Below are 25095 nucleotides of genomic sequence, written 5' to 3'. Positions count from 1 at the left end.
AGTCGGCGGAGACAGAACCGGGCGGGCTCGCGGTTAGGCTGGCACGATGGCACTGTTCTCCCGCCGCTCCAAAGCCCAGTCCGAGACCCCTTCCGCCGACGCGCCGGGACCGGACGATGCCGTCACCTCGACGGACAATGCCGTGGTGACGGATGCCGGAGCCGTCGCCGACGGAGCAGCCGGAGCCGTCGCCGACGGAACGCCCGGAGCCGCCGACCGCGGCATGTCCGGAGCCGTCTCCGCGAACAGCGACTCCGGCACGCCCGAGGCCGTCGCCGCGGACACCGCTTCCGATACCGGCGACGCGGCGGTCGTCGGCGCGACGGAACCGGAGACTCCCGCCGAGCCGGTGCCGCACGTGAACATCTCGGTGTCGACGTACGGCAAGCCCGCGGCATCCACGCCACCGGCATCCACTCGAAAGCAGCCGCCCGCCGAAGCGCCCGCGCAGACCGAGAAGGTTCCCGGACTCCCCGACAACGTGGTGCTGCGCAGTGCGCTCGCGGCGCTGCCCGAGAAGCCCGGCAACCTCGACATCATGAACGCGATGCGGCAGTCGCTGCAGGGCAACCTGTACGTGCGCGTGCGCGGCGACGCGAAGTCCCTCCTCGCCGAAGGCAAGCAGCTCACCCTCGCTGTGTCGGCGATCGACGACAAGCGGTTCCTGCTGGCGTTCACCGGAGGCGAGGCGCTGCAGCGGAGCATCGCATCGGACGGCGACACGAAGACCTCTGCCGTCGGCCAGCCGGCGCAGGTCGTGCTGCGCAACGTCATCGAGGGACCGTACGCCGGACTCATCATCGACCACGCGACGCCGCAGGCGCGGATCATCCTGCCGTCCCAGCTGATCCAGAAGTCGGTCGAAGAGGCCGACGAGGGGTTCCCGCTGAAGAACCTGCTCGCGAGGCCGCGCACCGATGCGACGGCGGCCGACATCGCCGACGCGCTCACCCGCGCCAAGTTCTGGGTTGCAGCCGGGAAGGCCGACGACTCCGCGCGGGTGGGCCTCGCCGAGGTGCGCACCGAAGCGGGCGCGCGCCTGCTGCAGATCTTCAGTCACCCGCTCGAAGTGCTCGTCCAGGGTCGCGACGAACGGCCCCTGCCGCTGACGGCGGAGCAGCTCGGCAAGGCGCTTGCCGCCGACCCCGACATCACCGGCATCCTGCTCGACCCGGCAGGCCCGTGGATCACGCTCACCCGTGACGACCTCGCCCCGGTCATCGCGCTCGCGGGGTGAATCCCCTCGCGCGGCCCGTGCTCCGGCTCGCGCCCGTGTTCTCGCCGAATGTGATTAATCCCGGCTCGACCCCTCGTAATGCGGCGCCGAACCGGGTATCGTCATACCCAAGAAGCCGCGGTGAAACCGCAGTATCCACAGATTTCGGACCCGCACGACGGCCGCAGGTATATCCGCGCCGCTGCGGGTCCGTCCTGTGTGCAGGGGCGTCCCGGGGCGCCCGCCCGAGCGGGACTGTGCAGGGCCGCCGTCGTGCGGAGCCCGGCGGAACGCCCGTCGGCGCGTGCCCGTCGGGTGCACCCGTCAGCCTGAACCCAGCGGGACCACGCGCTCGTGTCCACCGCGCACGGCACTTCTCGACACACGCCGAAACCCGTAGGTTCGGAGCATGGCCTCCGAGCGCATCACCCTGACCGTCGGCGAGCGGGACGTCGGGCTATCGAGCCCCAATCGCCTCATCTGGCCCGAACTGGGCATCACCAAGCGCGAGCTCGCCGAGTACGCGATCGCGGTCGCCGAGCCGTTCCTGCGCGCCAACGGACACCGCCCCGTGTCGCTCGAGCGGTTTCCCGACGGTGTCGACGGCGAGAGCTTCTTCTCGAAGAACCCACCCAAGGGCGCGCCCGCTTTCGTCGACCAGGTCATGTGCACCTACAACAGCGGCCGCCGACATCCACAGGTCGTCCTGAACGAAGCCGCCGCGATCGTGTGGGCGATCCAGATGAACACCATTGTCTTCCACCCGTGGGCCTCGCTCGCCGCCGACACCGACAACCCCGTCGAGCTGCGCATCGACCTCGATCCGCAGCCGGGAACTGATTTCGCGGATGCCGCAGCAGTCGCCCCCGCACTGCGCGAAGTCCTCCGCGAAGCCGGCCTGGAGGCCTGGCTGAAGACGAGTGGGAACCGCGGCATCCACGTCTTCTGCCCCATCGAACCCACCCATGAGTTTCTCGATGTGCGGCACGCCGTCATCGCAGCCGGGCGCGAACTGGAGCGGCGCATGCCCGACAAGGTGACCATGAACTGGTGGAAAGAGGAGCGCGGCGAGCGCATCTTCATCGATTTCAACCAGGCCAACCGCGACCGCACGATGGCCGGTGCATACAGCCCGCGGGCCCTGCCGACCGCGACGGTGGCGACGCCGATCACGTGGGAGGAACTGGATGCCGGTGTCGACCCGGCCGCATTCACCGTCCGCACCGTGCCCGAACGCCTCGCCGAGGTGGGCGACCCATGGGAGAAGCTGCAGTCATCGCCGGGGCGGATCGACACCCTGCTCGAGTGGTGGCGGCGCGACGTCGACGAGGGGCTCGGAGAGCTGCCGTTCCCGCCCGAGTTCCCGAAGATGCCGGGCGAGCCGCCGCGCGTGCAGCCCAGCCGGATGAACGCCGCGAATTGGGACGACGACGCATGACCGCCCCGAACAGAACCGCCCGCATCACCGCACGGCTGCTGAAGACCCCGTGGCTCATGCGCATGCCCATCGGGCTCTACCGAGTCGGTCTCGGGTGGCTGCTGGGCGACCGGCTGCTCATGATCGAGCACCTGGGCCGCGTCTCGCACACACCGCGATACGTCGTGGTCGAGGTGGTGGAGCGTTCGCACAACGTCATCCGCGTGGCCTCCGGACTCGGCTCTGGTTCGCAGTGGTACCGCAATCTGCGGGCCAACGGCGTGGCCTACCTCAGCATCGGCCGGGCGCGACGGATCCGCGCGAACGTGCGCTTTCTGAGCGAGGACGAGGCAGCGGCATCCTTCGCCCGCTACGCCGCAGCCCACCCGCAGGCCTGGGAGCAGCTGTCCGCCGCGATGGAAGCGGCCACCGGCAGCACCGCACCCGCGCCGATGGTCGAGTTCACGCCGCCCGGGCTGCGCTGAGACCGTGACCACCATCTTCGAATTCCTGCAGCAGCAGCCGTCGATCACCCTCTTCCTGCTGGTCGGGCTCGGGGCCGCGCTCGGCCGCGTGCGCGTGGGCGGCATTTCGCTGGGCGCGGTCGGCGTGCTGTTCGCCGCGATCGGCCTCAACGCGTGGGCCGTCTCGCAGGGCGTGACTCTCGAGATTCCCGCCGCCGTGGGGGACCTCGGCGTGATCGTCTTCGCGTTCTGCACCGGCGTCATCGCCGGCCCGGGGTTCTTCAACGCACTGCGGTCGTCGTACGCCACGATCCTCGCCGACATCGCCTTCCTGCTGGCCGCCGCAGCCGCGGGGTTCCTCCTCGGGCGGATGCTGGGCGTCACCCCCGAGACGATCGCCGGAACCTTCGCCGGCGCGATGACCAACACACCCGCCCTGGCCGCGACCGGCGGCAGCCCTGAAGCCACGGTCGGCTACGCGAGCGCGTACGTCTACGGCGTCATCGGCGCCATGATCGGCGTGTGGCTGGCATTGCGTCACCGCGGCTCCGACACCGACACCCCGGTACCCATCGTCGACAAGGCGGTCCGTGTCGACACGGCCTCGCACCCCACGGTCGGCGACCTCGCGCACCGTCACGGCGGACGCATCACGATCTCGCGTCTGCGCGGCAAGGGCGGCACATCGATGGATGTCGCCGACGACGAGACCGAGCTCCCCGAAGGAGCAGTCGTCAACGTCGTCGGGCCGAAGGACGAGGTGGACGCGGTGACCACCGAACTCGGCCACACGTCGTCGATCGACGTCGTCGGCGAACGCAGCAGCCTCGACTACCGGCGCATCATCCTGTCCACGCCCGGCCTGTCGGGCCGCACCATCGCGAGTCTCGGACTGCGCGAGAAGTTCGGGGCGTCGATCGTGCGGATCCGTCGCGGCGACGTCGATCTCCTCGCGACATCCGACGCCGTCGTGCAGCAGGGCGACCGGCTGCGGGTGGTCGGGCCGAAGAAGCGGATGCCGGAGGTCTCGGCTTACCTCGGCGACTCCGAGCGCGGCAACACCGACACCAATCCGGCGGCCCTCGGCATCGGCATCACGATCGGACTGCTGGTCGGGGTCGTCCAGATCCCCCTGCCCGGTGGCGGTGCGTTCAGCTTCGGCTTCGCCGCCGGGGCGCTGATCATCGGGCTCGTGCTGGGGCGCGTGCGGCGCATCGGCTCGGTACCGGTCACTCTCCCCAACACCGCGGCCACCGTGCTCGCCGAGTTCGGGCTGCTCGTCTTCCTCGCGTTCGCGGGCATCAAAGCCGGCTCGCAGATCGTGGCGGCGATCGTGTCGGGCGAGGTGGTGACGCTCCTCGCACTGGGCGCGGTGATGACGACGATCGTCGTCGGCGGCACCTACCTCGTCATGCGCCATGTGTTCCGCCTCGGCGGCACGCGCCTGTCGGGAGTCGTCGGCGGTGCGATGACCAACCCGGCGCTGCTCGCGTTCGCCCAGGAGCGCACGAACTTCGACCCCCGCGTCGCGCTCGGCTACAGCCTCATCTATCCCGCGGCGATGGTCGTCAAGATCGTCGTCGCGCAGGTGATCATCCTGCTCTGATTCAGCCCAGCACCTCGGAGAGGTCGTACGCCGAGACCTGCTCGAGCTGCGAGAACATGCACGAGCGGGCCTCGCGGTCGGGCCGCCACCGCTCGAACTGCACGGTGTGCCGGAACCGGTGACCCTCGAGCTGGTCGTAGCGCACCTCGAGCACGCGCTCGGGCCGCAGCCGCACGAACGACACGTCCTTCGACCCGCTGAACCGCGAGCGGTCGGTCTCGCCTGTGACCGTCTGCCCCGCGGCATCCACCTCGACCAGGGGTGCGAGCTCGTCGACCAGCTCGAGCCGGCGCGCATTGCTCCACGCGGCGACGCCGCCGACGTTGCGCAGCACGCCGTCGGCGTCGTACAGCCCGACCAGCAGCGACCCGACGCCTTCGCCGCTCTTGTGGATCCGGTAGCCGAGCGCGACCACGTCGGCCGTGCGCGCGTGCTTGATCTTGAACATCGTGCGCTTGCCCGGCGCATACGGCTGGGCGAGCGGCTTGGCGACGACACCGTCGAGGCCCGCGCCCTCGAACTCGGCCAGCCACCGTCGCGCGAGTTCGGGATCCTCCGTCGTGCGCGTGAGATGGATGGGATGCGGGATGCCGGCCAGCAGCGCCTCCAGCTCGGACCGGCGCTCGGCGAACGGCGCCTCCTGCAGGTCGCGGTCGCCGCGCGCGAGCAGATCGAACGCGACGAACATCGCCGGGTAGGTCTCACTCAGCATCTTCACCCGCGACGCGGCCGGGTGGATGCGCTGCGACAGGATCTCCCACTGCAGCCGCTGCGACCCCGGCTCGCCGTCGGCGACGACGATCTCGCCGTCGAGCAGGCACGGCTCCGGAAGCAGCCTCGCGCACGCGTCGACCAGCTCGGGGAAGTAGCGGGTCAGCGGCTTCGCGCCGCGCGAGCCCAGTTCGACCCCGGAACCGTCCCACGACACCAGCGCACGGAACCCGTCCCATTTGGGCTCGAACGACAGGCCGCCCGGTGTCGTCGCCGGATCGGGGATGTCGGGCACCGACTTGGCGAGCATGGGCGCGGGGATCTCGTAGGCCACCGCCCCATCCTGCCTCGCCGGGGCGGCTGCGCGAAAGGTGTTGCCCGTGGACGCGCCCGAGGCCTCACCGTCCACGCCCCGGCACGGTGAAGGGGCGGAGCCTTGCGGCTCCGCCCCGTTGTGTCGCCGGTCCCCACCGCGACACCGTCCCCAGTCAGGAGAGATGTGGTGTCAGTGGGCGGCCAGCGGTGCGCGAGGCCGTCGCACGATGGCGGTGAGCCAGTCGGTGACGACGGCAAACCCGGTCAGGCGGTGCGGTCCGGCGGCGGGACGCTCCGCCTGGCGGCGGAGCAGCTCGTTCTCGCGGTCGAGCACGGCGGCGCGGTGCTGGTCGAGGACGTAGGCGGTGTGGACGGTGGCGTTCATGTCGGTCTCCTGTCTGGGACGGTTCCGGTGCTTCCGGATCCGGTGCTGCTGACAGGTACGACTTTCCTCGCTAAGGTGTGTGCCGCTCATCGGGCGGATGCCCCATCTTCGCGCCTGCGAGCGCCCTAGTTTGCGCGGTGGGTCATGCTGCGACGCGGCTAAGGCGTCTCAGAACCGCCCTAGTGAGCCGCGTCGGCGGCTCAGCCCGCCGCTGCGGCGGCAATCCAGGCCACAGTGCCGATCGGGCACGGCTGACCTGTCATTCACTCGGCCGGTACGGCATCGTCTTCGGCCGCATACAGCGCGGCGGCCTCGGCGCGATTGGTCGCGCCGATCTTCGTGAGAATCGCCGACACGTGCACCGATGCGGTCTTCGGCGAGATGAACAGTCGCTGACCGATCTGCGGGTTGGTGAGCCCCTCGGCCACGAGCGCGAGCACCTGTCGCTCCCGGCGCGTCAGCGTGGCGATGCCGGCCGCGACGCCGGCACCCCCGGCATCCGACCCGTGGGTTCCCTGCGTGCCGAGGATCGTGAGTCCGGCGCGCACGGAGAGCTCTCGAGCCCAGCGGGCGGTGACGGCGGCACCGTCGCTCGGCGCGTCGGCGACGATACAGGTCAACAGCGCACCGGCCTCATCCCGGTCGCCGGACGCGATGAGCGACTCCGCGAGCCGGTACCGCGCGTAATGCAGGAACCGGACCGGAATCAGGCGCTCGTCGGCCATCGTCACCGCCTGTCGCCACGGCCCGATCGGCGCCGCGCCGCCGCGCGCGGACTCGGCTGCCCACAGCGCGGCGAACGCACGACCGGGCGCATCGTCGGGCTGACTCGCGACGGCAGCCGTCACGGTGGTGCGCAGCCGCTCCCGCCGGTCGACGTCGAGGCCGAGCAGGTCGGCCTCGGCCAGCGCCCGGACCGCGCCGGGCAGCAGCCGACGCGAGGTGCCCGGTCCCTGCAGGAAGTCCTCGTCGTCGAGCACGAGCGCGGCGGTGACCGCGGCGTCGACCAGAGCTGCGCGAACGGCGTCGTCTGCGTGTCCCTCGGCACGGTTCAGCGCCACCTCGGTATCGAACTCGGCCCACCCGATCTTCTCCTCGGGGTCCTCGGCCTGCACCGCGGCGATGTCCGCGCTCTCGCGTCGCCGGATCTCTTCGGCCTCGTCCGCCCGGTCGTCCCACGAGGCGGCCAGAGCGATCAGCCGCAGGGAGAACGAACGGAAAGTCGGCACCCCGGCGAGCATGTCCAGGCAGCGGCGGGCGACCGCTTCACCTTCGACAGCGTCGCCGCGCGCCAGCAGCGCCTCGGCGCGATTCGACGCGAGGAGCGCTCCCATGCTGCGGTCGAGGCCCACCTCCATCGCGAGGGCGATCGCGGCCGTGGCCCGCTCGACGGCCTCATCGAACCGTCCGGCACGCACGAGCGTGTCGAGCTCCGAGATGGTCGCGTGGAGTCGCCGGTCGGCCGGCAGGTCGAGGGCGGCGATCCGGGCGATGTACGCCAGAGCCTCATCGAGGTGCCCCCGGTCGATCAGCGGCCAGGTGAGATGCATGAGGCAGGTCGCCAGTGCGACGGCATCACCGCTGAGTTCCGCCGCGTGAAGTGCCGCCGCCGCGATGCGCTGTCGTTCGTCCTCACCGCCGACCGCCGAGGCCGCACCGGTCACCTTGAGCCCCAGAGCCCGCGCGCGCAGCAGCGCATGGGCCGGCGCGGTGTCGTCGAGCAGATCCAGCGCCGAGTCGACCGCCGTGATCATCTCGGAGATGCGACCGGCGTTGCCGTGGGCGCTGGCGATCTCGGCGTACAGCTGAGCGCGTCCGAGCACGTCGTCGGCGGGGGTGACCGCCAGTCCCGCGCGGGCTAGTCGCATCGCCCGGGCGGAGTCCTGAAGGCGCCACGCGGCGGCGGTGTCGGCGTACAGCTGCGCACGTGACAGGCCGGTGCGGGCCGCGGCATCCGGAACCCGATCCCACAGCTCGACCAGACGCTCACCCAGCCGGGCCGCGGTGATCGGCGCCCACGTCGAATCGGCGTGGCGGCGGGCGATCACCATCGCGTCGAAGGCGCGCGGCAGGTCGCGGGCGGCCAGCCAGTGCTCGGCGGCCTCGGCCGCGACCTCGGCGTGCCCCGCATCGACCTGCCGCTGCAGCGCCGCCGCGTAGCGGGCGTGCAGCTCGGCGCGCTCGCTGGGCAGCAGGTCGTCGTGCACGGCTTCCTGGATCAGCGCGTGACGGAACGCGTACCCCTCGCCGCTGGTTTCGAGCACGTGGGCGGCCAGCGCCTCGCGCAACCCGGCGCGCAGCGCTTCGCGGTCGCCGTCGTGCACGGTCTCGAGAAGACTGCCCTCGACGCGCACGCCTCCGGCAGCGACCAGTCCGGTCGCTTCGCGTCCGGTGTCGCTGAGACGTTCGAACCGCGCCAGGACCAGGTCGCGCAGGGTGTCGGGGAGCGCCTCGTTCGCGTCGAGCTCGGCCAGCTCCTCGACGAAGAACGGGATGCCGTCGCTGCGCTTCACGATCGTGTCGATCGCCCCGGTGTCGGCGGCCCCGGCCACCGCGCGGGCCAGCTCGACCGTCTCGGCCGGGCTGAGGCGCCCGATATCCAGACCCGTGACGGTGCGGTTGCGGTCGAGCTCGGCGAGCACCGGACGCAGCGGGTGCCCGCGCCCGACGTCGTCGGACCGGTACGTCATCACGATCGTGACGTGGGCGCCGCGCAGCGTGACGGCCAAGGTCTTCAGCAGGGCCAGGGTCGCGGCATCCGCCCAGTGCAGGTCCTCGATGATGACGACCAGATGATGATCCTGGCTGAGACTCTCGATGACCCGCTCGATCGACTCGGTGATGTAGTCGGCGCCGGTGTCGGCTGGAGTGGCGTCGGTGGTCAGCTCGGGCAGCAGGGCCGCGAGGGTCGCGACGACCGTCGGGGTCTGCGCGGCCGCGCGGAACACGTCGTCGCCGACGGTGGCGTACAGCTCGCGCAGCAGCCGGCGGATCGGGGTGAACGGACTGCCGATCTCACCCATGTCGACGCATTGGCCGACCGCGAAGGTGATCGGCGGAGTGCCGCCGAGTGCGCTCGCCGCCGCGCGGAACTCCTGCAGCAGCCGCGTCTTGCCGATCCCGGCCTCGCCGCGCACGACGACGACCCGCGGATGGCCGGCGCGTCCGGCGTCGAGGGCATCACGCAGAACCGCGAGCTCGGCGTCGCGACCGATCATCCGAGACGTGCGCGCAGGCATGGACCCATCGTGGCAGTCCGCACCGCCGAGCGCGACGATATCCGCGCCGGTCATGGCGGGAAACGGAGGGAATGTGCGATCCGGAGGTCGATTCTCGCGGCATCACGCCTCCGGATTGCACGCCGCTACCGCAGGTGGATGCCGGGGGCGCGCCGGCGGGTCAGCCCAGTTCGGCGCCGAGGCGGCGGGCGATCTCCGCGGTCGGCATCCGCCGGGGGAACGTCGCCACGATCACGTCGTCGGCGGCGGGCCTCTCGCCGTCGGGGTGCACGCCGAAGCGGTGCATGAGGGTGTCGTATGCGTCCTTCAGCACCGCGGGGGGAACGCGCTTGGTGCCGCGCAGCAAGCGCCGCAGCACGTGGTTGTGCACCGCGGTGACGTTGGCCGCGAACGCGACGGCATCGATCGGATCCAGGCCCGGCACGGCGCCGCGCAGATACTCGTCGAACACGCGCTCGTACCGGAACACCTCGACGATCTCGCGCTCGCGCAGCGCCGGCACCTGCCGCACCACGACATAGCGGCGACGGGCGAGCTCGGGGTCGGCGGCGAAGTGCTTGTACACGCGAATGGATGCCGCGCACACCGCAGCCCAGGGATTCTCATGGCCGTGGGCGAGGAACACCCGCAGCTGCGCGATCACCAGGTCGTGATCCGAGAACACGACATCGTCCTTGCCGCCGAACTGGCGGAAGAAGGTGGAGCGCGAGACGCCGGCTGCCTGCGCGATCTGCTCGACGCTGGTCGCCTCGAAGCCCTGCGTCGCGAACAGGTCGAGCGCAGCGGCGACGACGGCGTTGCGGGCGGTGGCCGGCGGCGGGGTATCGCTCATGGTGCCTGAAAGCTTAGTTGTCCTGTCGGATGGCACTGGGCGGGCCGGGGCCTTCAGCGAGCCGTACTAAGCTGGGGGACTGGTCGATCTCTCGACATCGAGACACTTTCGGCACCCCACCCCACAGTCGCCCAGCGAAGGATTGCACGTGGATCTCTACGAGTACCAGGCACGAGACCTGTTCGAGAAGTACGAGGTGCCGGTGCTCGCCGGCATCATCGCCGATACCCCTGAGGAGGCGAAGGCGGCCGCGGAGAAGCTCGGCGGTGTCGTCGTCGTCAAGGCGCAGGTCAAGACCGGAGGTCGCGGCAAGGCCGGCGGCGTCAAGGTTGCGAAGAACCCCGACGAGGCCTACGAGGCCGCGAAGGCCATTCTCGGCCTCGACATCAAGGGCCACGTCGTGGGCCGCGTGATGGTCGCCGCCGGCGCCCGCATCGACAAGGAGTACTACTTCTCGGTGCTGCTCGACCGCGCGAACCGCTCCTACCTGAGCCTCGCCAGCGTCGAGGGCGGCATGGAGATCGAAGAGCTCGCCGTCGAGCGCCCCGAGGCACTCGCACGCATCGAGGTCAACCCCGGCACGGGCATCGACAAGGCCAAGGCCGTCGAGATCGCCGAGGCCGCCGGCTTCAGCGCCGACCTCGTCGACAAGGTGAGCGACGTGTTCGTCAAGCTCTACAACGTCTACAAGGGCGAGGACGCCACCCTGGTCGAGGTCAACCCGCTGATCCTCTCGGAAGAGGGCGACATCATCGCCCTCGACGGCAAGGTCTCCCTCGACGAGAACGCCGAGTTCCGCCACCCGAACCACGCGCTGCTCGAGGACAAGGCCGCGGCCGACCCGCTCGAGGCCAAGGCCAAGGAGAACGACCTCAACTACGTCAAGCTCGACGGCGAGGTCGGTGTCATCGGCAACGGTGCGGGCCTGGTCATGTCGACGCTCGACGTCGTCGCGTACGCCGGTGAGAACCACGGCGGCGTGAAGCCCGCCAACTTCCTCGACATCGGCGGCGGCGCCTCGGCAGAGGTCATGGCCGCGGGACTGGACGTCATCCTCGGCGACCCGCAGGTCAAGTCCGTGTTCGTCAACGTCTTCGGCGGCATCACCGCGTGCGACGCAGTCGCCAAGGGCATCGTCGGCGCGCTCGCCGAGCTCGGCGCGAGCGCGTCCAAGCCGCTCGTCGTCCGCCTCGACGGCAACAAGGTCGAAGAGGGTCGTGCGATCCTCCGCGACGCCAACCACCCGCTGGTCACGCTCGCCGAGACCATGGACGAGGGCGCCGACAAGGCCGCCGAACTCGCGAACGCCTGAGCAGAAGGACTTTAGAGAAATGTCGATCTTCCTCAACAAGGACTCCAAGGTCATCGTCCAGGGCATCACCGGCGGCGAAGGCACCAAGCACACGGCTCTCATGCTGAAGGCCGGCACCCAGGTCGTCGGCGGCGTGAACGCCCGCAAGGCCGGCACCACCGTGCTGCACACCGACAAGGACGGCAACTCCGTCGAGCTGCCCGTCTTCGCATCGGTCGAAGAGGCCATCTCGGCCACCGGCGCCGACGTGTCGATCGCGTTCGTCCCGCCCGCGTTCACGAAGGATGCGATGGTCGAGGCCATCGACGCCGAGATCGGGCTGCTGGTCGTCATCACCGAGGGCGTGCCGGTCGGCGACACCGCCGAGGCATGGGCCTATGCGCAGGCGAAGGGCAACAAGACCCGCATCATCGGCCCGAACTGCCCCGGCATCATCACGCCCGACGAGTCGCTCGTGGGCATCACGCCGGCCAACATCACCGGCAAGGGACCGATCGGCCTCGTGTCGAAGTCGGGCACCCTGACCTACCAGATGATGTACGAGCTGCGTGAGATCGGATTCTCGACGGCCATCGGCATCGGCGGCGACCCCGTCATCGGCACGACGCACATCGACGCGCTCGCCGCGTTCGAGGCCGACCCCGAGACCAAGGCCATCGTCATGATCGGCGAGATCGGCGGCGACGCAGAAGAGCGCGCGGCCGACTTCATCAAGGCGAACGTGACCAAGCCGGTCGTCGGCTACGTCGCGGGCTTCACCGCGCCCGAGGGCAAGACCATGGGCCACGCCGGCGCCATCGTGTCGGGCTCGGCGGGCACCGCGCAGGCCAAGAAGGAGGCCCTCGAGGCCGCCGGCGTCAAGGTCGGCAAGACGCCGTCCGAGACCGCTGCGCTCATGCGCGAGATCATCGCCGGGCTGTAAGCAGGTTCTCGACGAGGGGGTGGATGCCGCGGCATCCACCCCCTCTGTCATGCCGACCCTCGGGCGGTCACCGGACCGTACGCTGGTGACATGTCGCTGACCGGAACCTACATCCCCTCCACGTCCGAATGGGCCCGCACGCAGGCCGAGAACTATGAAGCATCGGGCGGAACCGAAGCCAACCTGCTGCGCGGCGTGCCGATCATCGTGCTCACCACCGTTGGCGCCGCGTCGGGCGGACTGCGCAAGACCGCGCTCATGCGGGTGGAGTACGAGGGCCGCTACGCGGTCGTCGCGTCGAAGGGCGGGGCCCCCGACGAGCCCAAATGGGGCGAGAACATGCGCCGCCACCCGCACGTCGAGTTGCAGGACGGCGCCGTCAAGCGCGACTACACGGCGCGAGAGCTCAGCGGGCCCGAGCGCGACCAGTGGTGGCGCCGCGCGACGGCGGTGTGGCCCGACTACGACGCCTACCAGGCCAAGACCGACCGGCTCATCGCGATCTTCGTGCTCGAGCCGTTCGACGGCTGAGTCGGAAGTATCGCGGCGGGGCCTGTGCGCCCCTGCCCGTGTCCTGTAGCCTGACGCCAGCTAGACGGCACGTGTTGGGCTCGCGCAAACGGCGAGTCGCAGGGGGACTCGATGCCGCCGCACCGTAACGGGGTATCGGTCATGGCACTTCTTCTTCATCGTCTTACAGCGCTGGGTGTCGCGGGCGTCGTCGTCTTCTCGCTGACGTCCTGCGCATCACCCGAACCGTCCGAACCGCCCCCGTCGGAGCCCACGACCGGCTCGCCGGGCGCCGAGCAGAGCGCGGAAACGGCCGAGTCCGGCCCAGCCGGTTCGCTCGAGCACCTCGACAACTACGCGTTCGCTCCCGTAAGTGTGGAGTCGACGATCGTCTTCGTGAACGGTACGACGATCGTGCGGATCGACACGGACACTCGCACACCCAGCACCACCGCCGGCTTCGAGTCCGCTGCTGTCGAGGAGCTTGCCGTGTACCCGGGCCGCAATGGTACGGCGGTGGCCAACGGCGGCACGTTCCACGCGGTCGACCTCGACACCGTCTACTCGTACCCGTCGAGCGGCTTCGCGTCGCCGCCCACGACGACGTCGTATGAACGCGACCCCAACGAAGCGACCCTGGTGCGCACGGCGGCGGTCATAGACGGCACGCTCTGGCTGGGCAGCCAGGCCACCCGCGACGCCGAGCGTGCCAGTGGCCGATCGGTGCAGCTGATCGAGTTCGCTCCCGATGGCGCCTCCGTCGTGCGTTACCTCCCGATCGACCTCCCGTCCCGCGAAGCCGCGGAAGGAGGGCACAACCGCGACGACAACGATGCCACGGTCGGTATCGTCGGCGGCGACGGGGCAGTCGTGGCCGGGCTTCGCAAAGGGGTCGTCCGTGTCGACACGGCGTCGGGCGAGACCACCGCGGCATTCGACATCGACCAGTACCAGCAGTCCCAGGGCCGCACGCCCCAGTACGGCAGTGGTCTGGTGAACATCCTCCTCACGGAGCGGGCGTTCGGCGGCGATGCGCTCGTCCTCACGGTCGGCGAGAACGGATCGACGACGATCGAGAGGGTCATCGTCCTCGACCCGGTGACCCTCGATGTGGTCTCGGATCACGAGCATGAGTTCGGCAACGGCGCTCCGGCGCGCACCATTGACGGCAGCCTCTTCGAGTTCGACGGCGAGCTGTGGGCGCTCGGGCTCGGTACGGGTGGCATCCTGCGGGTCTTGCCACCGGCATCCAGCGACGCTCCGGCGGTGTCGGTGGGCTACCTGGGCCGTGACGGCCGTGACATCGATCCGATCAGCGGATCGATGGCCGGTCGCATCGGCGATCTGCTGCCCTACCGCGCGGGACTCATCGCCTTCGGCGAGGGCAGCGGCATGTGGATCTTCGATCCCGGCGTTCTCACGGCCGATGACGATCCGGAGCAATGATGCGTCGACAGGGGGGATGGGCTGCGACCTTCGCCGCCGTGCTTGTGCTGACCGGCTGCGGTGGGGAAGCCATCGAGGAACCACACGCCGGTGATGCACCCGTCTCGCAGTCGGACGCACCGGTCATAATCGAGTGGTCCGCTTCCGGAGCGGCCCTGACTCAGGAAGGGGTCGACCCCGATCAGGTCGCGGGTCTCGTCGTCCCCGCGCCGCTGGGGACCGTCTTCGAGTTCATGGGGTGGCAAGGCATCGTCACCGAGGCCGAGGTCAGTACGCAGCCGAACGAAGGCGACTCCTCCAACCCCGTGAGCGTCGTCCTCCAGATGACGCTCGACGTCAGCGCTCCATCGCCGCTGACCGAGCAGACGATCTCGCCGTTCTTCCCCACGCCCACGTGGAAGACACTCGATATGCCGCGGTGCCACGCCGCCGATCCGCCGCAGGATCCCTGGACGGCCGGTGAGCGGCGCGAGATGTCGACCTGCCACTTCTTCCACACCGAGGCAATCGGCGCCGACCTCCCCGAGGGTCACATCACGATCAGATACGGAAGCTCCCGGTACGTGACGGCGGTCACCACAGTGACCACACGCGGCCCCGACTACTGACTTCCGCGACGGCCGATTGGCGCACGCGAGTGCGGCCGAGGTGGCTGACCTCGCATGTCTGCGGCGACGTGCGTCGTGGATGCCGGAGCCTACGTCGCCAGCAGGTCCTCGACCGCTTGCGTGTACGCCGGCACCCGGTAGTACTCGCCGTGGGTGCCGACCTCGACCATGTAGCCCGACAGATCGAGCTCCTCGGCGACGCGGTCGACGTCGTTGCGGAACCCCCGTGACGGGTCTGCCCGCGCGGTGCTGACGGCGGGGAAGCCCAGGAAGTCGGTCGGGCGCCACAGGCTCAGCCACGGCACGCCGTGTGGCAGGAGGGCGCCGGCCAGGCGTCCCGGCCCGCGGGGCGTGGCCTCACCGGGCGGGGCCGCCCCGCCCTGCGCCTCGTAGTCGGCACGCCAGGGGTCTGCGTCTCGCACGCGGGGGGCAAGTGCCGGTTCGGTGCCCAGGATGCCGGGCCCCAGCAGTTCGGGGAGCATGCGCCCGAAGAATGCCCGCAGCTGCACTCCGAACGTGAGCAGCGAGATGCGGGCCAGCGCAGGCCGCGTGGACGGGGCGCTGGCCAGCACCCCGAGGGCCGACACCGCGAGCACCCCGCCCATGCTGTGCGCGGCCAGCACGGCGCGGCGGTCGCGCCCGCCTTCGAGCCACGCGAGGATCCGCCCGGCGATCTCGGGCACGGCTCGTTCGGCGTAGGACGGCGGGCCGAACGGGTGCCCGGTGCGCGGCAGGTAGCAGACGATGTCCCACACGAGCCCCAGCGGGCGGTTCTTGGCGGTGGCCGCACCGACGGCGAGGACGGCGACCAGGCCGACGCCGATCCACGCCAGCGCCGGCAGCGAGACGCTGAGGAACGTGCGCACGACGTCGTCGGACAGCGCCGGCAGCACAGCCCACAGCGACACTCGCTGCGCGTACGCAGCCCACGACCATACGACCCCGACGAGCACGGCGATTCCCAGCCATGCGATGAGTGCACCGCCGAGCGGCTCGACCAGGTGTGCGCGCGCCGCGATGCCGCGGCCGGACGAGATCCGGGCGAACAGGGTCGCGGGGGAGGGTGGCAGCACCCCGCCGGTCGGCACGTCGACGGCGTCGGGTCTGCCCGGCGCACCCCAGTCCTGCGCCCGCTCGGTCACGTCGCGCCGACGGGCCATGGCGGCTGCGATCCAGACGACCGCGACCACGAGTCCGGCGAGCACCGCGGCGCCGAGTGCGACCCAGCAACTCGAGACGACCAGCCCCGCGGCCTGCGCGGCCGGAGACTCGGCGTCGCGGACCAGAGCGACCGCCCCCTGCGACCCGTTCAGCCAGTTGCCGACCGTGACCACGGTGATCGCACTCGTCGCGGTCGCCAGCGCGAGCGCGAGTGACAAGAACACGGCCGGCCCGCACCCGCGCCACGCGGTGTACCGGCGACCTGCCCGCGGGCGCCATGCGATGCCGCTGATCGCGATGAGCGCCGCGGCGCTGACGATGATCAGCGGTGTCGCCCCCGCGCCGTACAGCCGGGCGGGGCCCGCGCCGGCTCCGGTGTCGTCGAACACGAGAACGACCAGCAGCACCAGATATACGCCGATCGAGGCGAACAGCAGCGCGCGGGTCCACAGCTCCGACCAGCGCGCCCGGCTCTCCTCGCTCGTGGCGGTATCGGTCGTGGGCACCACTATCGTCACCACCAGCGCCACCACGAGTCCGGCAGCCGCGAGCAGAGCCAGGGAGGCGAACACCCAGAACGACGCCGACGACGGCGCGTCGCCGAGGCAGCCGGCGTCGATCCCGAGCCCGGCGCACGTCGTGTGCCAGGCCATCGCGGCATGCCCCGCCGCGAGCAGCCCGGTCAGCAGGATGCCCGCGGCCAAGTGGAGCCGGGCGAGCTCGTAGGTGCGGCGGTTCGACCAGAAGCCCGGCTGCGCCAGCAGGGCCGTCGGCGCCGGCTCACCGACGCGGGCGTCCGGCGCCGCGCCGGCACGCGGGGCCACCGGAAGACCGGGCGCCGTGTTCGTCGCCATGCCGGGCAGCACGTCGTACCGCAGCTGCGAGATGACCGACAGCAGCCACAGCCCGGCCACAGCGGCGACCGGTGCGAGGGCGAACAGCGCCATCCGCTGGCCCCGGCTCCATCCGGACAGCGGTTCCAGCATCTCGGCCAGCGGCGCGCACAGCGGCGGCGCGGCCGCGCACTGCAGCGCGCCGATGTCGAGCGCGAGACTCGCCGCCGTGCACGTGAACAGGAGGGTCAGCAGCAGGCCGAACAGCCGTGTCGCGGCGGCGAACCTGCGCACCCCGCGCTCGGTGTCGGTGGCCGCCGGCAGCTTCCACGACCACTGTGCGGCGTTGGCGATGCTGAACGGCAGGATCAGCGCGTAGAACACGCGGGCGAGCGCACCGGCGAGCATCCCGGCCGCGCCCGCGCTGCCCAGATCGGGGGTGGTGCGGACCATGCCGCCCCACGAGTACGCCTCGCGGACGATCCCCGGGGGCACATACCCTCGCTGTCCCTGCTCGAGCGCCGACACCGCCGCGGCGGTCGGCCGCCAGAAGCTGCCGAGCTTGTCGCCGGCGACCAGCTCCACATCCTGCGGCCGCAGGTCGAGCAGCGACGGCGCGGTCGTGTTGTTCACGCCATGCACCCGCAGCTCGAGCACATCGGCGGCCGGTTCCCCCCTCGACGACTCCATGGCACCCTCCCCGCTGAGGCTTCCTGGCCGTCATGCTAGCCCCGCGCGGCTGTCCGCGTCAGGCCCGTGCGTACGCGCCGCAACCCCGGGCGAAGTTGGCTCTTGGGGTGGTAACTCCCGCGTGGTTTCCGTCGCCGGCGCCAACTTTGCGAGGAGGGCGCCCGCTCGGTTGGCTCTTGGGGTGGTAACTGCCGCGTGGTTTCCGGCGCCGGCGCCAACTTTGCCAGGAGGGTGCCCGCTCGGTTGGCTCTTGGGGTGGTAACTGCCGCGTGGTTTCCGGCGCCGGCGCCAACTTTGCCAGGAGGGTGCCCGCTCGGTTGGCTCTTGGGGTGGTAACTCCCGCGTGGTTTCCGGCGCTGGCGCCAACTTTGCAGGGAGGGCGTCCGCGTCAGGCCCGTGCGTACGCGCTGCAGCGCCGGCGCCAACTTTGCGGGGAGGGCACCGGCTCGGGCCGAGGGGTGCACAGAGAAGGGGGCGGATGCCGTGGCATCCACCCCCTGACACGAGAGCGAGCTTCAGCTGGCGATGAGCAGCTCGATCGGGCCGCGCGCGAAGAAGATCACGAAGCCGATGGCCACGACCCACAGCAGCGGGCTGATGGTCTTGGCCCGGCCCGACAGGGCGTGCACGACGACCCAGCTGATGAAGCCCGCGCCGATGCCGTTGGCGATCGAGTAGGTCAGCGGCATGACGCTGACGGTGAGGAACACCGGCAGCAGCACGCGGAAGTCGGTCAGGTCGATGCTCTTGACCTGGGCCATCATCATCGCGCCGACGATCACCAGGGCGGCACCGGCCACCTCGGTCGGGACGATCGAGGTCAGCGGCGTGAAGAACATCGCCAGCAGGAACAGCACACCGGTCACGACGTTGGCCAGGCCCGTGCGGGCGCCCTCGCCGATGCCCGAGCCCGACTCGACGAACACCGTGGACGACGACGACGAGGTCGCGCCACCGGCGATCGCGCCGACGCCCTCGACGATCAGCGCCGACTTGATGCGCGGGAAGTCGCCCTTCTCATCGGCGAGGCCGGCCTCCTTGGCCAGGCCCGTCATGGTGCCCATGGCGTCGAAGAAGTTCGAGAACACCAGGGTGAACACGAGCATCACGAGCGTGACGATGCTGACCCGGGTGAGGTCGAAGCCGAAGTCGACGGCGCCGATGAGGCTCAGGTCGGGCACGCTCACCGGCGAGCCGCTGAGCGTGGGGACGGTGAGTCCCCATCCGCCCGGGTTGTCGACGGCCGAGCCGAGCGGCCAGATCGCCTCGACGATGACGGAGAGCACCGTGCCGATGACCAGGCCGATCAGCATCGCGCCCTTCACGCGCAGCGCGATGAGCACTCCGGTCAGCAGCAGCGTGATGACGAACATGAGCGTCGGGACTGTGGCCACCGACCCGCCCTGGCCGAGGCCCACGGGCGGCGAGTTCGCGCCGGTGGCGGTGACGAACCCGGAGTTCACGAAGCCGATGAACGCGATGAAGAAGCCGATCGCGACCGTGATCGCGATCTTCAGCTGCACCGGGACGGCGTCGAAGATCATCTTCCGCAGGCCGGTCGCGGCCAGCAGCACGATGATGGCGCCGTTGATCATCACCAGGGCCATGGCCTCGGCCCAGGTGACGTCGCCGACGACGCTGAACGCGACGAACGCGTTGATGCCGAGTCCGGCGGCGAACGCGAACGGCAGGCGGGTGACCAGGCCGAACAGGATGGTCATGACACCGGCGGTCAGTGCCGTGGCCGCACCGACGGCGCCGAACGACAGGGTTTCGCCGTCGATGTCCGCGGCACCCGACAGGATGATCGGGTTCAGGATGACGATGTACGCCATCGTCACGAACGTGACCACACCACCCCGCACCTCGGTGCCGAGAGTCGACCCGCGGCGGGAGATCTCGAAGAAGCGGTCGAGTCCGCCGGTGGGTCGGGTGTCGGACGTCGGGGCCGCTGACGTGGATGTGCTCATGAATCCTCCTGGAAAGAACGTAGCGAACCTGCGGGCATGCTCGTGACCCGGGCGCGCCCGTCGGGCGCCGGCCGCCACCGTAGGTAGGGTCGAAACGGCATGAACCGCCTTCTCGTCGCCCTGCTGGCCGCCCTCGACGCTGCGATCGCCGTCGCCGTCGGTCTCGTCGTGGTCGCCGCGCCGCTGACCCTGCTGTGGGTGTTCGGGTTTCCGGGGGCCGAGGACTGGGCCGCGCTGTGGCCGACGTCGGTGCGCCTGTGGCAGTTCGGGCACTTCGTGCCGATCGAGGTGACGCTCACCGAGGAGTATCTGACCGCGACCGGCATCCCCGACGAGGCTGCTTCGTTCGTCCTCTCGCTCGCGCCCACCGCCCTGGCCGCCTTCACCGCGATCTTCGCCGCCCGCTCGGGTGGTCGCGCCGCCCGCGCCGGGGCGTGGCCGTTCGGCGTCGTCGCCGGGACGATCGTCGTCGCCGCGGTCGCGACCGCGATCGCCCTCACCGCGCGGATCGACCTGGCCGCCGTCGACGTGCTTCCCGCCGTGCTGTTCCCGGTTCTCGTATACGCGCTGCCGGCGTTCGGCGGAGCACTGGTGGGCGCCTGGCGTCATGGCGACGATTCGGTGATGGATGCCGCGCGCGCGGCCCTCCGGCGCCATCCGCAGTGGACCCAGGTTCCGCCCGCGGCCGCCCGCGGCCTCGCCGCAGCAGTGGTCGGCCTCATCGGTTTCGGCGCGCTGGCCCTCGCGGTGGCCGTCTTCGCCCGCGGCGGCGCCATCGTCGGGCTCTACCAGGCCGCGCACGTCGATCTGATCGGCGTCATCGTCCTCTCGCTCGGCCAGCTCGCCTACCTGCCCACCCTCGTCGTATGGGGCGCGTCGTACGTCGCCGGTCCGGGGTTCGCGCTCGGCGCCGGCACCACCGTGTCGCCCGCCGGCACCAGCCTGGGCGTCGTCCCCGGCATCCCGATCTTCGGCGCGATCCCCGAGCAGTCGTCGTCGTGGATGCTGCTGCTCGCCCTCGGCGTGATCGGCGTCGGGGCGCTCGCCGGCTGGACCGCCCGGACTCGGCTCGCGGTCGCGCCGGCCTCGCACGACCCGATCGCCGAGCGTCTGGTCGTGCTGGCCGTCATCGTCATCGGCAGCGGTGCGGCCGCGGCGGGCCTCGCCGCACTGGCCTCAGGATCACTCGGGCCCGGACGGCTCGCCACGACCGGCCCCGCGCCGGGCCCGTTCGCGCTGGTCGTCGCGGTGGAGATGGCGATCGGCGCCGGCATCCTGCTGCTCGCACCGCGTCTCGAGCCGGCGCCGGAGTCGGCATCCGGAGCCGTATGGACCCAGCCTTCGGAGCGCTGGCCGGCCGGCCAGCAATGGCGGGATCACGCGGACCACCTCGACACCGAGCCCGTTGCACCGGCAGGTGTGCCCGATCCTGCCGAGTCGCACGATCCTGCAGAGCCGATGTCGCCGGCCGGGTACGGTGACACCACCCAGCCGATCGCGCCGTACGACTCCGGCCGGCCCACCGCGCCGATGACGCCACGTGACGCCGCCGCACCGGTCGGGCCCCTCGGCCCCGGCGATCCGACTGAGCCGATTGACCCCTTGGGCTCCGGCTACTCCACCGAGCCGGGGTCGTCGGACGCGGCCACCCGCACGGGGAAGCTCGAACCGGCTCCGTTCGACGCGACCGAGACCATTCCGCTCGACGAGCATCTGCCGCCTCGGGGCGACGCCGAGGATCACCCGCGACCGCCGGTAGACTGACCGGGTGCTCACGGTCGCCGTCCTGATCTCCGGAGCCGGCTCGAATCTGCGAGCGCTCCTGGACGCCGCCAGCGACCCCGATTTCCCCGCTCGCGTGGTCGTCGTGGGGGCCGACCGGCAGGCCGACGGGTTCGAGCACGCCGAGGAGTTCGGCATCCCGACCTTCATGGTGCCGTTCGGCCAGTTCGAGACCCGGGAGGAGTGGGGCGAGGAGCTGCAGGCACAGCTCGAAGTCTGGAAGCCCGACCTCGTCGTCCTCAGCGGCCTCATGCGGCTGCTGCCCGCGACGGTCGTCGACGCCTGGGCGCCGCAGCTCATCAACACGCACCCCGCCTACCTGCCTGAGTTCCCCGGAGCGCACGGCGTCCGCGACGCGCTCGCCGCCGGCGTGACCGAGACCGGCGCGAGCGTCATCGTCGTCGACAACGGGGTGGATGCCGGTCCGATCATCGCGCAGGAACGCGTGCCGGTCCTGCCCGGTGACACCGAGCACACCCTGCACGAGCGCATCAAGCCCGTCGAGCGCAGGCTCCTGATCGACGTCGTCCGGCGCATCGCCACCGGCACGCTCGACCTCGCCGCACTCACCCCCTGACCCGACCCCGACACTCTGGAGACCCCCATGGCCGGTCCGACCATCGATCCCGCGCGCTACCGTCACCGCGACGTCGTCCCCGTGCGCCGCGCACTCGTCTCGGTCAGCGACAAGTCCGACCTGCTGTCCCTTGCGCAGGCACTCGCCGACGCCGGCGTCGACATCGTGTCGACCGGCTCGACGGCCCAGACCATCCGCGACGCCGGCCACGAGGTGACCGACGTGTCGACCGTCACCGGGTTCCCCGAGTCGCTCGGCGGCCGCGTGAAGACGCTGCACCCGGCCGTCCACGCCGGCCTCCTCGCCGACCTGCGCCTCGAAGACCACGAGCAACAGCTGGCCGACCTCGGCATCCTCCCCTTCGAGCTGGTCGTGGTGAACCTGTACCCGTTCGCCGAGACCGTGGCATCCGGAGCCACCGGCGATGCCGTCGTCGAGCAGATCGACATCGGGGGACCCGCCATGGTGCGCGCCTCGGCGAAGAACTTCGCCAACGTGGCCGTGGTCGTCTCACCCGAGTCGTACCCGGCGATCATCGAGTCGCTCGGCAAGGGCGGCACGAGCCTCGCCCAGCGTCGTGAGCTGGCCGCACGCGCGTTCACCCACACCGCGACCTACGACCGCGCCGTGGCGACCTGGTTCGCCGAGGAGACCATCGGCGAAGAGGGCGACCTGCCCCAGCACCTGACGATAAAGGCCGAGCGCCTCGAGACGCTGCGCTACGGCGAGAATTCGCACCAGCGCGCCGCGATCTACACCCGCGTCGGCGGCCACGGCATCGCTCAGGCGACCCAGCTGCAGGGCAAGGGGATGTCGTACAACAACTATGTCGATGCGGATGCCGCGCTGCGCGCCGCGTTCGACATGGTCAAGCCCGCGGTGGCCATCATCAAGCACGCGAACCCGTGCGGCATCGCCGTGACCGCGCCCAACGCGCTCGACCCGATCGCCTCGGCGCACCTGCGCGCCCACGAGTGCGACCCGGTCTCGGCGTTCGGCGGCGTGATCGCCGCGAACCGCACCGTGACGCTGAAGATGGCCGAGAACCTGCGCGACATCTTCACCGAGGTCATCATCGCCCCCGACTTCGAGCCCGAGGCGCTCGAGGTGTTCCGGCTCAAGAAGAACCTGCGGGTGCTGCAACTGCCCACCGACTGGCAGCAGGAGACGATGGACGTGCGCCTCGTCTCGGGCGGCCTGCTGCTGCAGGACGCCGACCGGTTCCCCGACGACATCGTCTCGGTGGCCAACGACTGGGAGCTCGTGGCCGGAGAGCGCCCTGCCCCGGAAGAGCTCGAGGGCATGATCTTCGCCTGGAAGGCGTGCCGGGCGGTCAAGTCCAACGCCATCGTGCTCGCGCAGGGCTCGGCCACGGTCGGCGTCGGCATGGGACAGGTCAACCGCGTCGACTCGTGCCGCCTGGCCGTCGAGCGAGCCGGTGCGCGTGCGGCCGGCTCGGTGGCGGCCTCGGACGCGTTCTTCCCGTTCGCAGACGGCCCCCAGGTGCTCATCGACGCGGGGATCAAGACGATCATCCAGCCCGGCGGTTCGGTGCGCGACCAGGAGGTCATCGACGCCGCGCGCGCGGCGAACGTGACGATGTTCTTCACCGGCGAGCGGCACTTCTTCCACTGATCGCGCGGCATCTGTGAGCGACAGCGAGGCGCGACGCGCCAGGCCCGGCGGGTCGATCTGGGAGATCGACGACGATGAGCGTCCCATCGAAGGGCTCGACGCGTACGGGCGGGCACGGCCGGAGTATGCCGCGTCGCTCGGCCTGATCCCCGCGCCGTTCGGCCGTCGCGTGCTCTCGACGGTCTTCGAGATCCTGCTGGTCGCGCTGCTGCAGCTGCCGATGCTGATCGTGACGCTGCCGGCATTGCTCCAGGTGGTCGCCGAGGGCGACCCGGCGGCGCTGTTCGGCCGGAACGACCTGCTGTGGGTGGGACTTGCCGGACTCGTCTCCTCCGTGCTGACGACGGCGTTCATCATCGTCCAGCTCGTGCTCAACGGCCGGAGGGGCGTGACCTTCGGGAAGATGCTGACCGGCATCCGCGTCGTGAATGTGCGCACGCTCGAGCGGCCCAAGTTCTGGCGGGGGGCCGTGGTGCGCTACCTCATCATGTGGGGGAGCTTCATCGTCGTGCTGATCGGACCGCTGCTGGTGGTCGCCCTCTCGCCCCTGTTCGATCCGGAGAAGCGCGGGCGGGGCTGGCCCGATCGCGTCGCGCAGACCTGGTTCGTCGACGCCCGGCGGGGCCTGAACCCGTACGACGCCAAGCGCATGCGGATCGCCCGCAAGGCCGCCGCCACCGACCTCGTCGACGAGCGCAGCGTGCTGCCCTCGCTCGCGACGTCCGCCGGGCACCGCGGTCCCGACGTGTACATCCCCGTCACCCGCAGCAGCGGGGGAGTGCTCGGCGCGGCGCGGCCCGAGCCCACCGCTGGGCCCGGTGAGGAGCCGCCCGCGATCCCGACGGTGGTCGTGCCGTCAGCCTTCACACCGCAGCCCCCGGCGATGTCGTCGCCCGACGCCGCACCCGGGGTCGCGGTGCCGCCGGTGGTGCGGCCCGCGGCATCCACTCCGTCACCTACGGCCTGGGCGCCCCCGCAGCTGCTGCCGAGCGACCCCGCGCCTGCCGCGGCGAGACCTGCAGCCGCGGCCGTACCGGCACCGGCCGCACCGGCGCCGGCCGTCGCGCCACCGGCATCCCTCGCGGCACACGCACCCGACGCGGCACCGGTGCCCGTGACGGTACGGGTCTCGCTCATGCTCGACTCGGGTGAGACGATCGACATCGACGCGGGCGGCGCCCTCATCGGCCGGGCGCCCGCCGCAGGGCCCGCCGACGCCGGGCTCGCGCTCGTGCCCGTCCACGACCCGTCGATGTCGGTCTCGAAGACCCATCTCGCCGTCTTGCGCAGCGACGGGATCGTCGTGGTCGTCGACTGCGGCTCGACCAACGGCAGCGCCCTGAGCCGCGGCGGCACCGAACAGCCGCTGACGGCGGGGGAGAAGACTCCCCTGGCGGACGGGGATACCATCCGATTCGGGGACCGGTTCGCCCAGGTCCGCATCTCCCGAGGCTGACACCCCGA

General features: G+C 70.9%; 19 protein-coding genes. 13 read left to right on the top strand and 6 right to left on the bottom strand.

From position 1 onward, the window contains the following. The first annotated feature begins 46 nt into the window (after window positions 1-46). The 4 genes from BKA10_RS08695 to BKA10_RS08680 all read left to right on the top strand — a co-directional run bounded on the left by BKA10_RS08695 (window position 47) and on the right by BKA10_RS08680 (window position 4703). Window positions 47-1237, top strand: a complete 1191-nt coding sequence (locus BKA10_RS08695) for an SseB family protein (RefSeq protein ID WP_183499532.1) — start codon at window positions 47-49, stop codon at window positions 1235-1237. Between the two features lie 388 nt (window positions 1238-1625). Beyond that, on the top strand, window positions 1626-2654 hold the full coding sequence (ligD, locus tag BKA10_RS08690; RefSeq protein WP_183499531.1) for a non-homologous end-joining DNA ligase: 1029 nt from the start codon (window positions 1626-1628) through the stop codon (window positions 2652-2654). Beyond that, window positions 2651-3118: a nitroreductase family deazaflavin-dependent oxidoreductase gene (locus tag BKA10_RS08685; protein ID WP_183499530.1), complete on the top strand. Its 468-nt coding sequence runs from the start codon at window positions 2651-2653 to the stop codon at window positions 3116-3118. Before ligD ends, BKA10_RS08685 begins: the two co-directional genes overlap by 4 nt. A gap of 4 nt (window positions 3119-3122) precedes the next feature. Beyond that, on the top strand, window positions 3123-4703 hold the full coding sequence (locus tag BKA10_RS08680) for an aspartate-alanine antiporter-like transporter (protein ID WP_183499529.1): 1581 nt from the start codon (window positions 3123-3125) through the stop codon (window positions 4701-4703). A gap of 1 nt (window position 4704) precedes the next feature. On the opposite strand, the gene BKA10_RS08675 is transcribed toward BKA10_RS08680, so the two are convergent. From BKA10_RS08675 to BKA10_RS08660, 4 genes are all read right to left on the bottom strand, one after another. Beyond that, window positions 4705-5748: an ATP-dependent DNA ligase gene (locus BKA10_RS08675; protein WP_248198855.1), complete on the bottom strand. Its 1044-nt coding sequence runs from the start codon at window positions 5746-5748 to the stop codon at window positions 4705-4707. 171 nt (window positions 5749-5919) lie between these two features. Beyond that, entirely contained in the window at window positions 5920-6114 is a 195-nt protein-coding gene (locus tag BKA10_RS08670) for a hypothetical protein (RefSeq protein WP_183499528.1), read from the bottom strand. A 263-nt stretch (window positions 6115-6377) separates the two neighbouring features. Then, window positions 6378-9353, bottom strand: a complete 2976-nt coding sequence (locus BKA10_RS08665) for a helix-turn-helix transcriptional regulator (protein WP_183499527.1) — start codon at window positions 9351-9353, stop codon at window positions 6378-6380. A 160-nt stretch (window positions 9354-9513) separates the two neighbouring features. Beyond that, window positions 9514-10185: a TetR/AcrR family transcriptional regulator gene (locus BKA10_RS08660; RefSeq protein ID WP_183499526.1), complete on the bottom strand. Its 672-nt coding sequence runs from the start codon at window positions 10183-10185 to the stop codon at window positions 9514-9516. A gap of 148 nt (window positions 10186-10333) precedes the next feature. On the opposite strand from BKA10_RS08660, the gene sucC reads away from it, so the two are divergent. The 5 genes from sucC to BKA10_RS08635 all read left to right on the top strand — a co-directional run bounded on the left by sucC (window position 10334) and on the right by BKA10_RS08635 (window position 14983). Beyond that, on the top strand, window positions 10334-11497 hold the full coding sequence (sucC, locus tag BKA10_RS08655) for an ADP-forming succinate--CoA ligase subunit beta (protein ID WP_183499525.1): 1164 nt from the start codon (window positions 10334-10336) through the stop codon (window positions 11495-11497). A gap of 19 nt (window positions 11498-11516) precedes the next feature. Beyond that, a complete protein-coding gene (gene sucD, locus BKA10_RS08650; protein WP_183499524.1) occupies window positions 11517-12419 on the top strand; it encodes a succinate--CoA ligase subunit alpha in 903 nt (300 codons plus the stop codon). A gap of 90 nt (window positions 12420-12509) precedes the next feature. Beyond that, entirely contained in the window at window positions 12510-12950 is a 441-nt protein-coding gene (locus BKA10_RS08645; RefSeq protein ID WP_183499523.1) for a nitroreductase family deazaflavin-dependent oxidoreductase, read from the top strand. 141 nt (window positions 12951-13091) lie between these two features. Further along, entirely contained in the window at window positions 13092-14375 is a 1284-nt protein-coding gene (locus BKA10_RS08640) for a hypothetical protein (protein WP_183499522.1), read from the top strand. Further along, the gene (locus BKA10_RS08635; RefSeq protein WP_183499521.1) at window positions 14372-14983 is read left to right on the top strand and encodes a hypothetical protein; all 612 of its coding nucleotides are present in this window, start codon (window positions 14372-14374) and stop codon (window positions 14981-14983) included. The genes BKA10_RS08640 and BKA10_RS08635 overlap by 4 nt, the downstream gene beginning before the upstream one ends. A gap of 89 nt (window positions 14984-15072) precedes the next feature. On the opposite strand, the gene BKA10_RS08630 is transcribed toward BKA10_RS08635, so the two are convergent. Together BKA10_RS08630 and BKA10_RS08625 are read right to left on the bottom strand one after the other, a co-directional pair. Beyond that, window positions 15073-17667, bottom strand: coding sequence for a hypothetical protein (locus tag BKA10_RS08630; RefSeq protein WP_183499520.1), 2595 nt, complete (start codon window positions 17665-17667; stop codon window positions 15073-15075). Between the two features lie 515 nt (window positions 17668-18182). Beyond that, window positions 18183-19637 (bottom strand): NCS2 family permease, encoded by a 1455-nt coding sequence (locus tag BKA10_RS08625; RefSeq protein ID WP_183499519.1) that lies wholly within the window; start codon window positions 19635-19637, stop codon window positions 18183-18185. A gap of 99 nt (window positions 19638-19736) precedes the next feature. Here BKA10_RS08625 and BKA10_RS08620 point away from each other — a divergent pair, with 99 nt between their 5' ends. From BKA10_RS08620 to BKA10_RS08605, 4 genes are read left to right on the top strand one after another with little or no spacing between them, the layout of a single operon-like run. Further along, complete coding sequence (locus BKA10_RS08620; protein ID WP_183499518.1) at window positions 19737-21401, top strand: cell division protein PerM; 1665 nt, start codon at window positions 19737-19739, stop codon at window positions 21399-21401. Window positions 21402-21405: 4 nt separating this feature from the next. After that, complete coding sequence (gene purN, locus BKA10_RS08615; RefSeq protein WP_183499517.1) at window positions 21406-21996, top strand: phosphoribosylglycinamide formyltransferase; 591 nt, start codon at window positions 21406-21408, stop codon at window positions 21994-21996. 27 nt (window positions 21997-22023) lie between these two features. Further along, window positions 22024-23631 (top strand): bifunctional phosphoribosylaminoimidazolecarboxamide formyltransferase/IMP cyclohydrolase, encoded by a 1608-nt coding sequence (gene purH / locus BKA10_RS08610; protein WP_183499516.1) that lies wholly within the window; start codon window positions 22024-22026, stop codon window positions 23629-23631. Window positions 23632-23644: 13 nt separating this feature from the next. Then, complete coding sequence (locus BKA10_RS08605) at window positions 23645-25087, top strand: RDD family protein (protein WP_183499515.1); 1443 nt, start codon at window positions 23645-23647, stop codon at window positions 25085-25087. The last annotated feature ends 8 nt before the right edge of the window (window positions 25088-25095 follow it).

This window comes from Microbacterium invictum, from assembly GCF_014197265.1.
Taxonomy (GTDB): domain Bacteria; phylum Actinomycetota; class Actinomycetes; order Actinomycetales; family Microbacteriaceae; genus Microbacterium; species Microbacterium invictum.
Note: the sequence above shows the minus strand (reverse complement) of the source record. Positions and strands in the feature narration are given on the sequence as shown.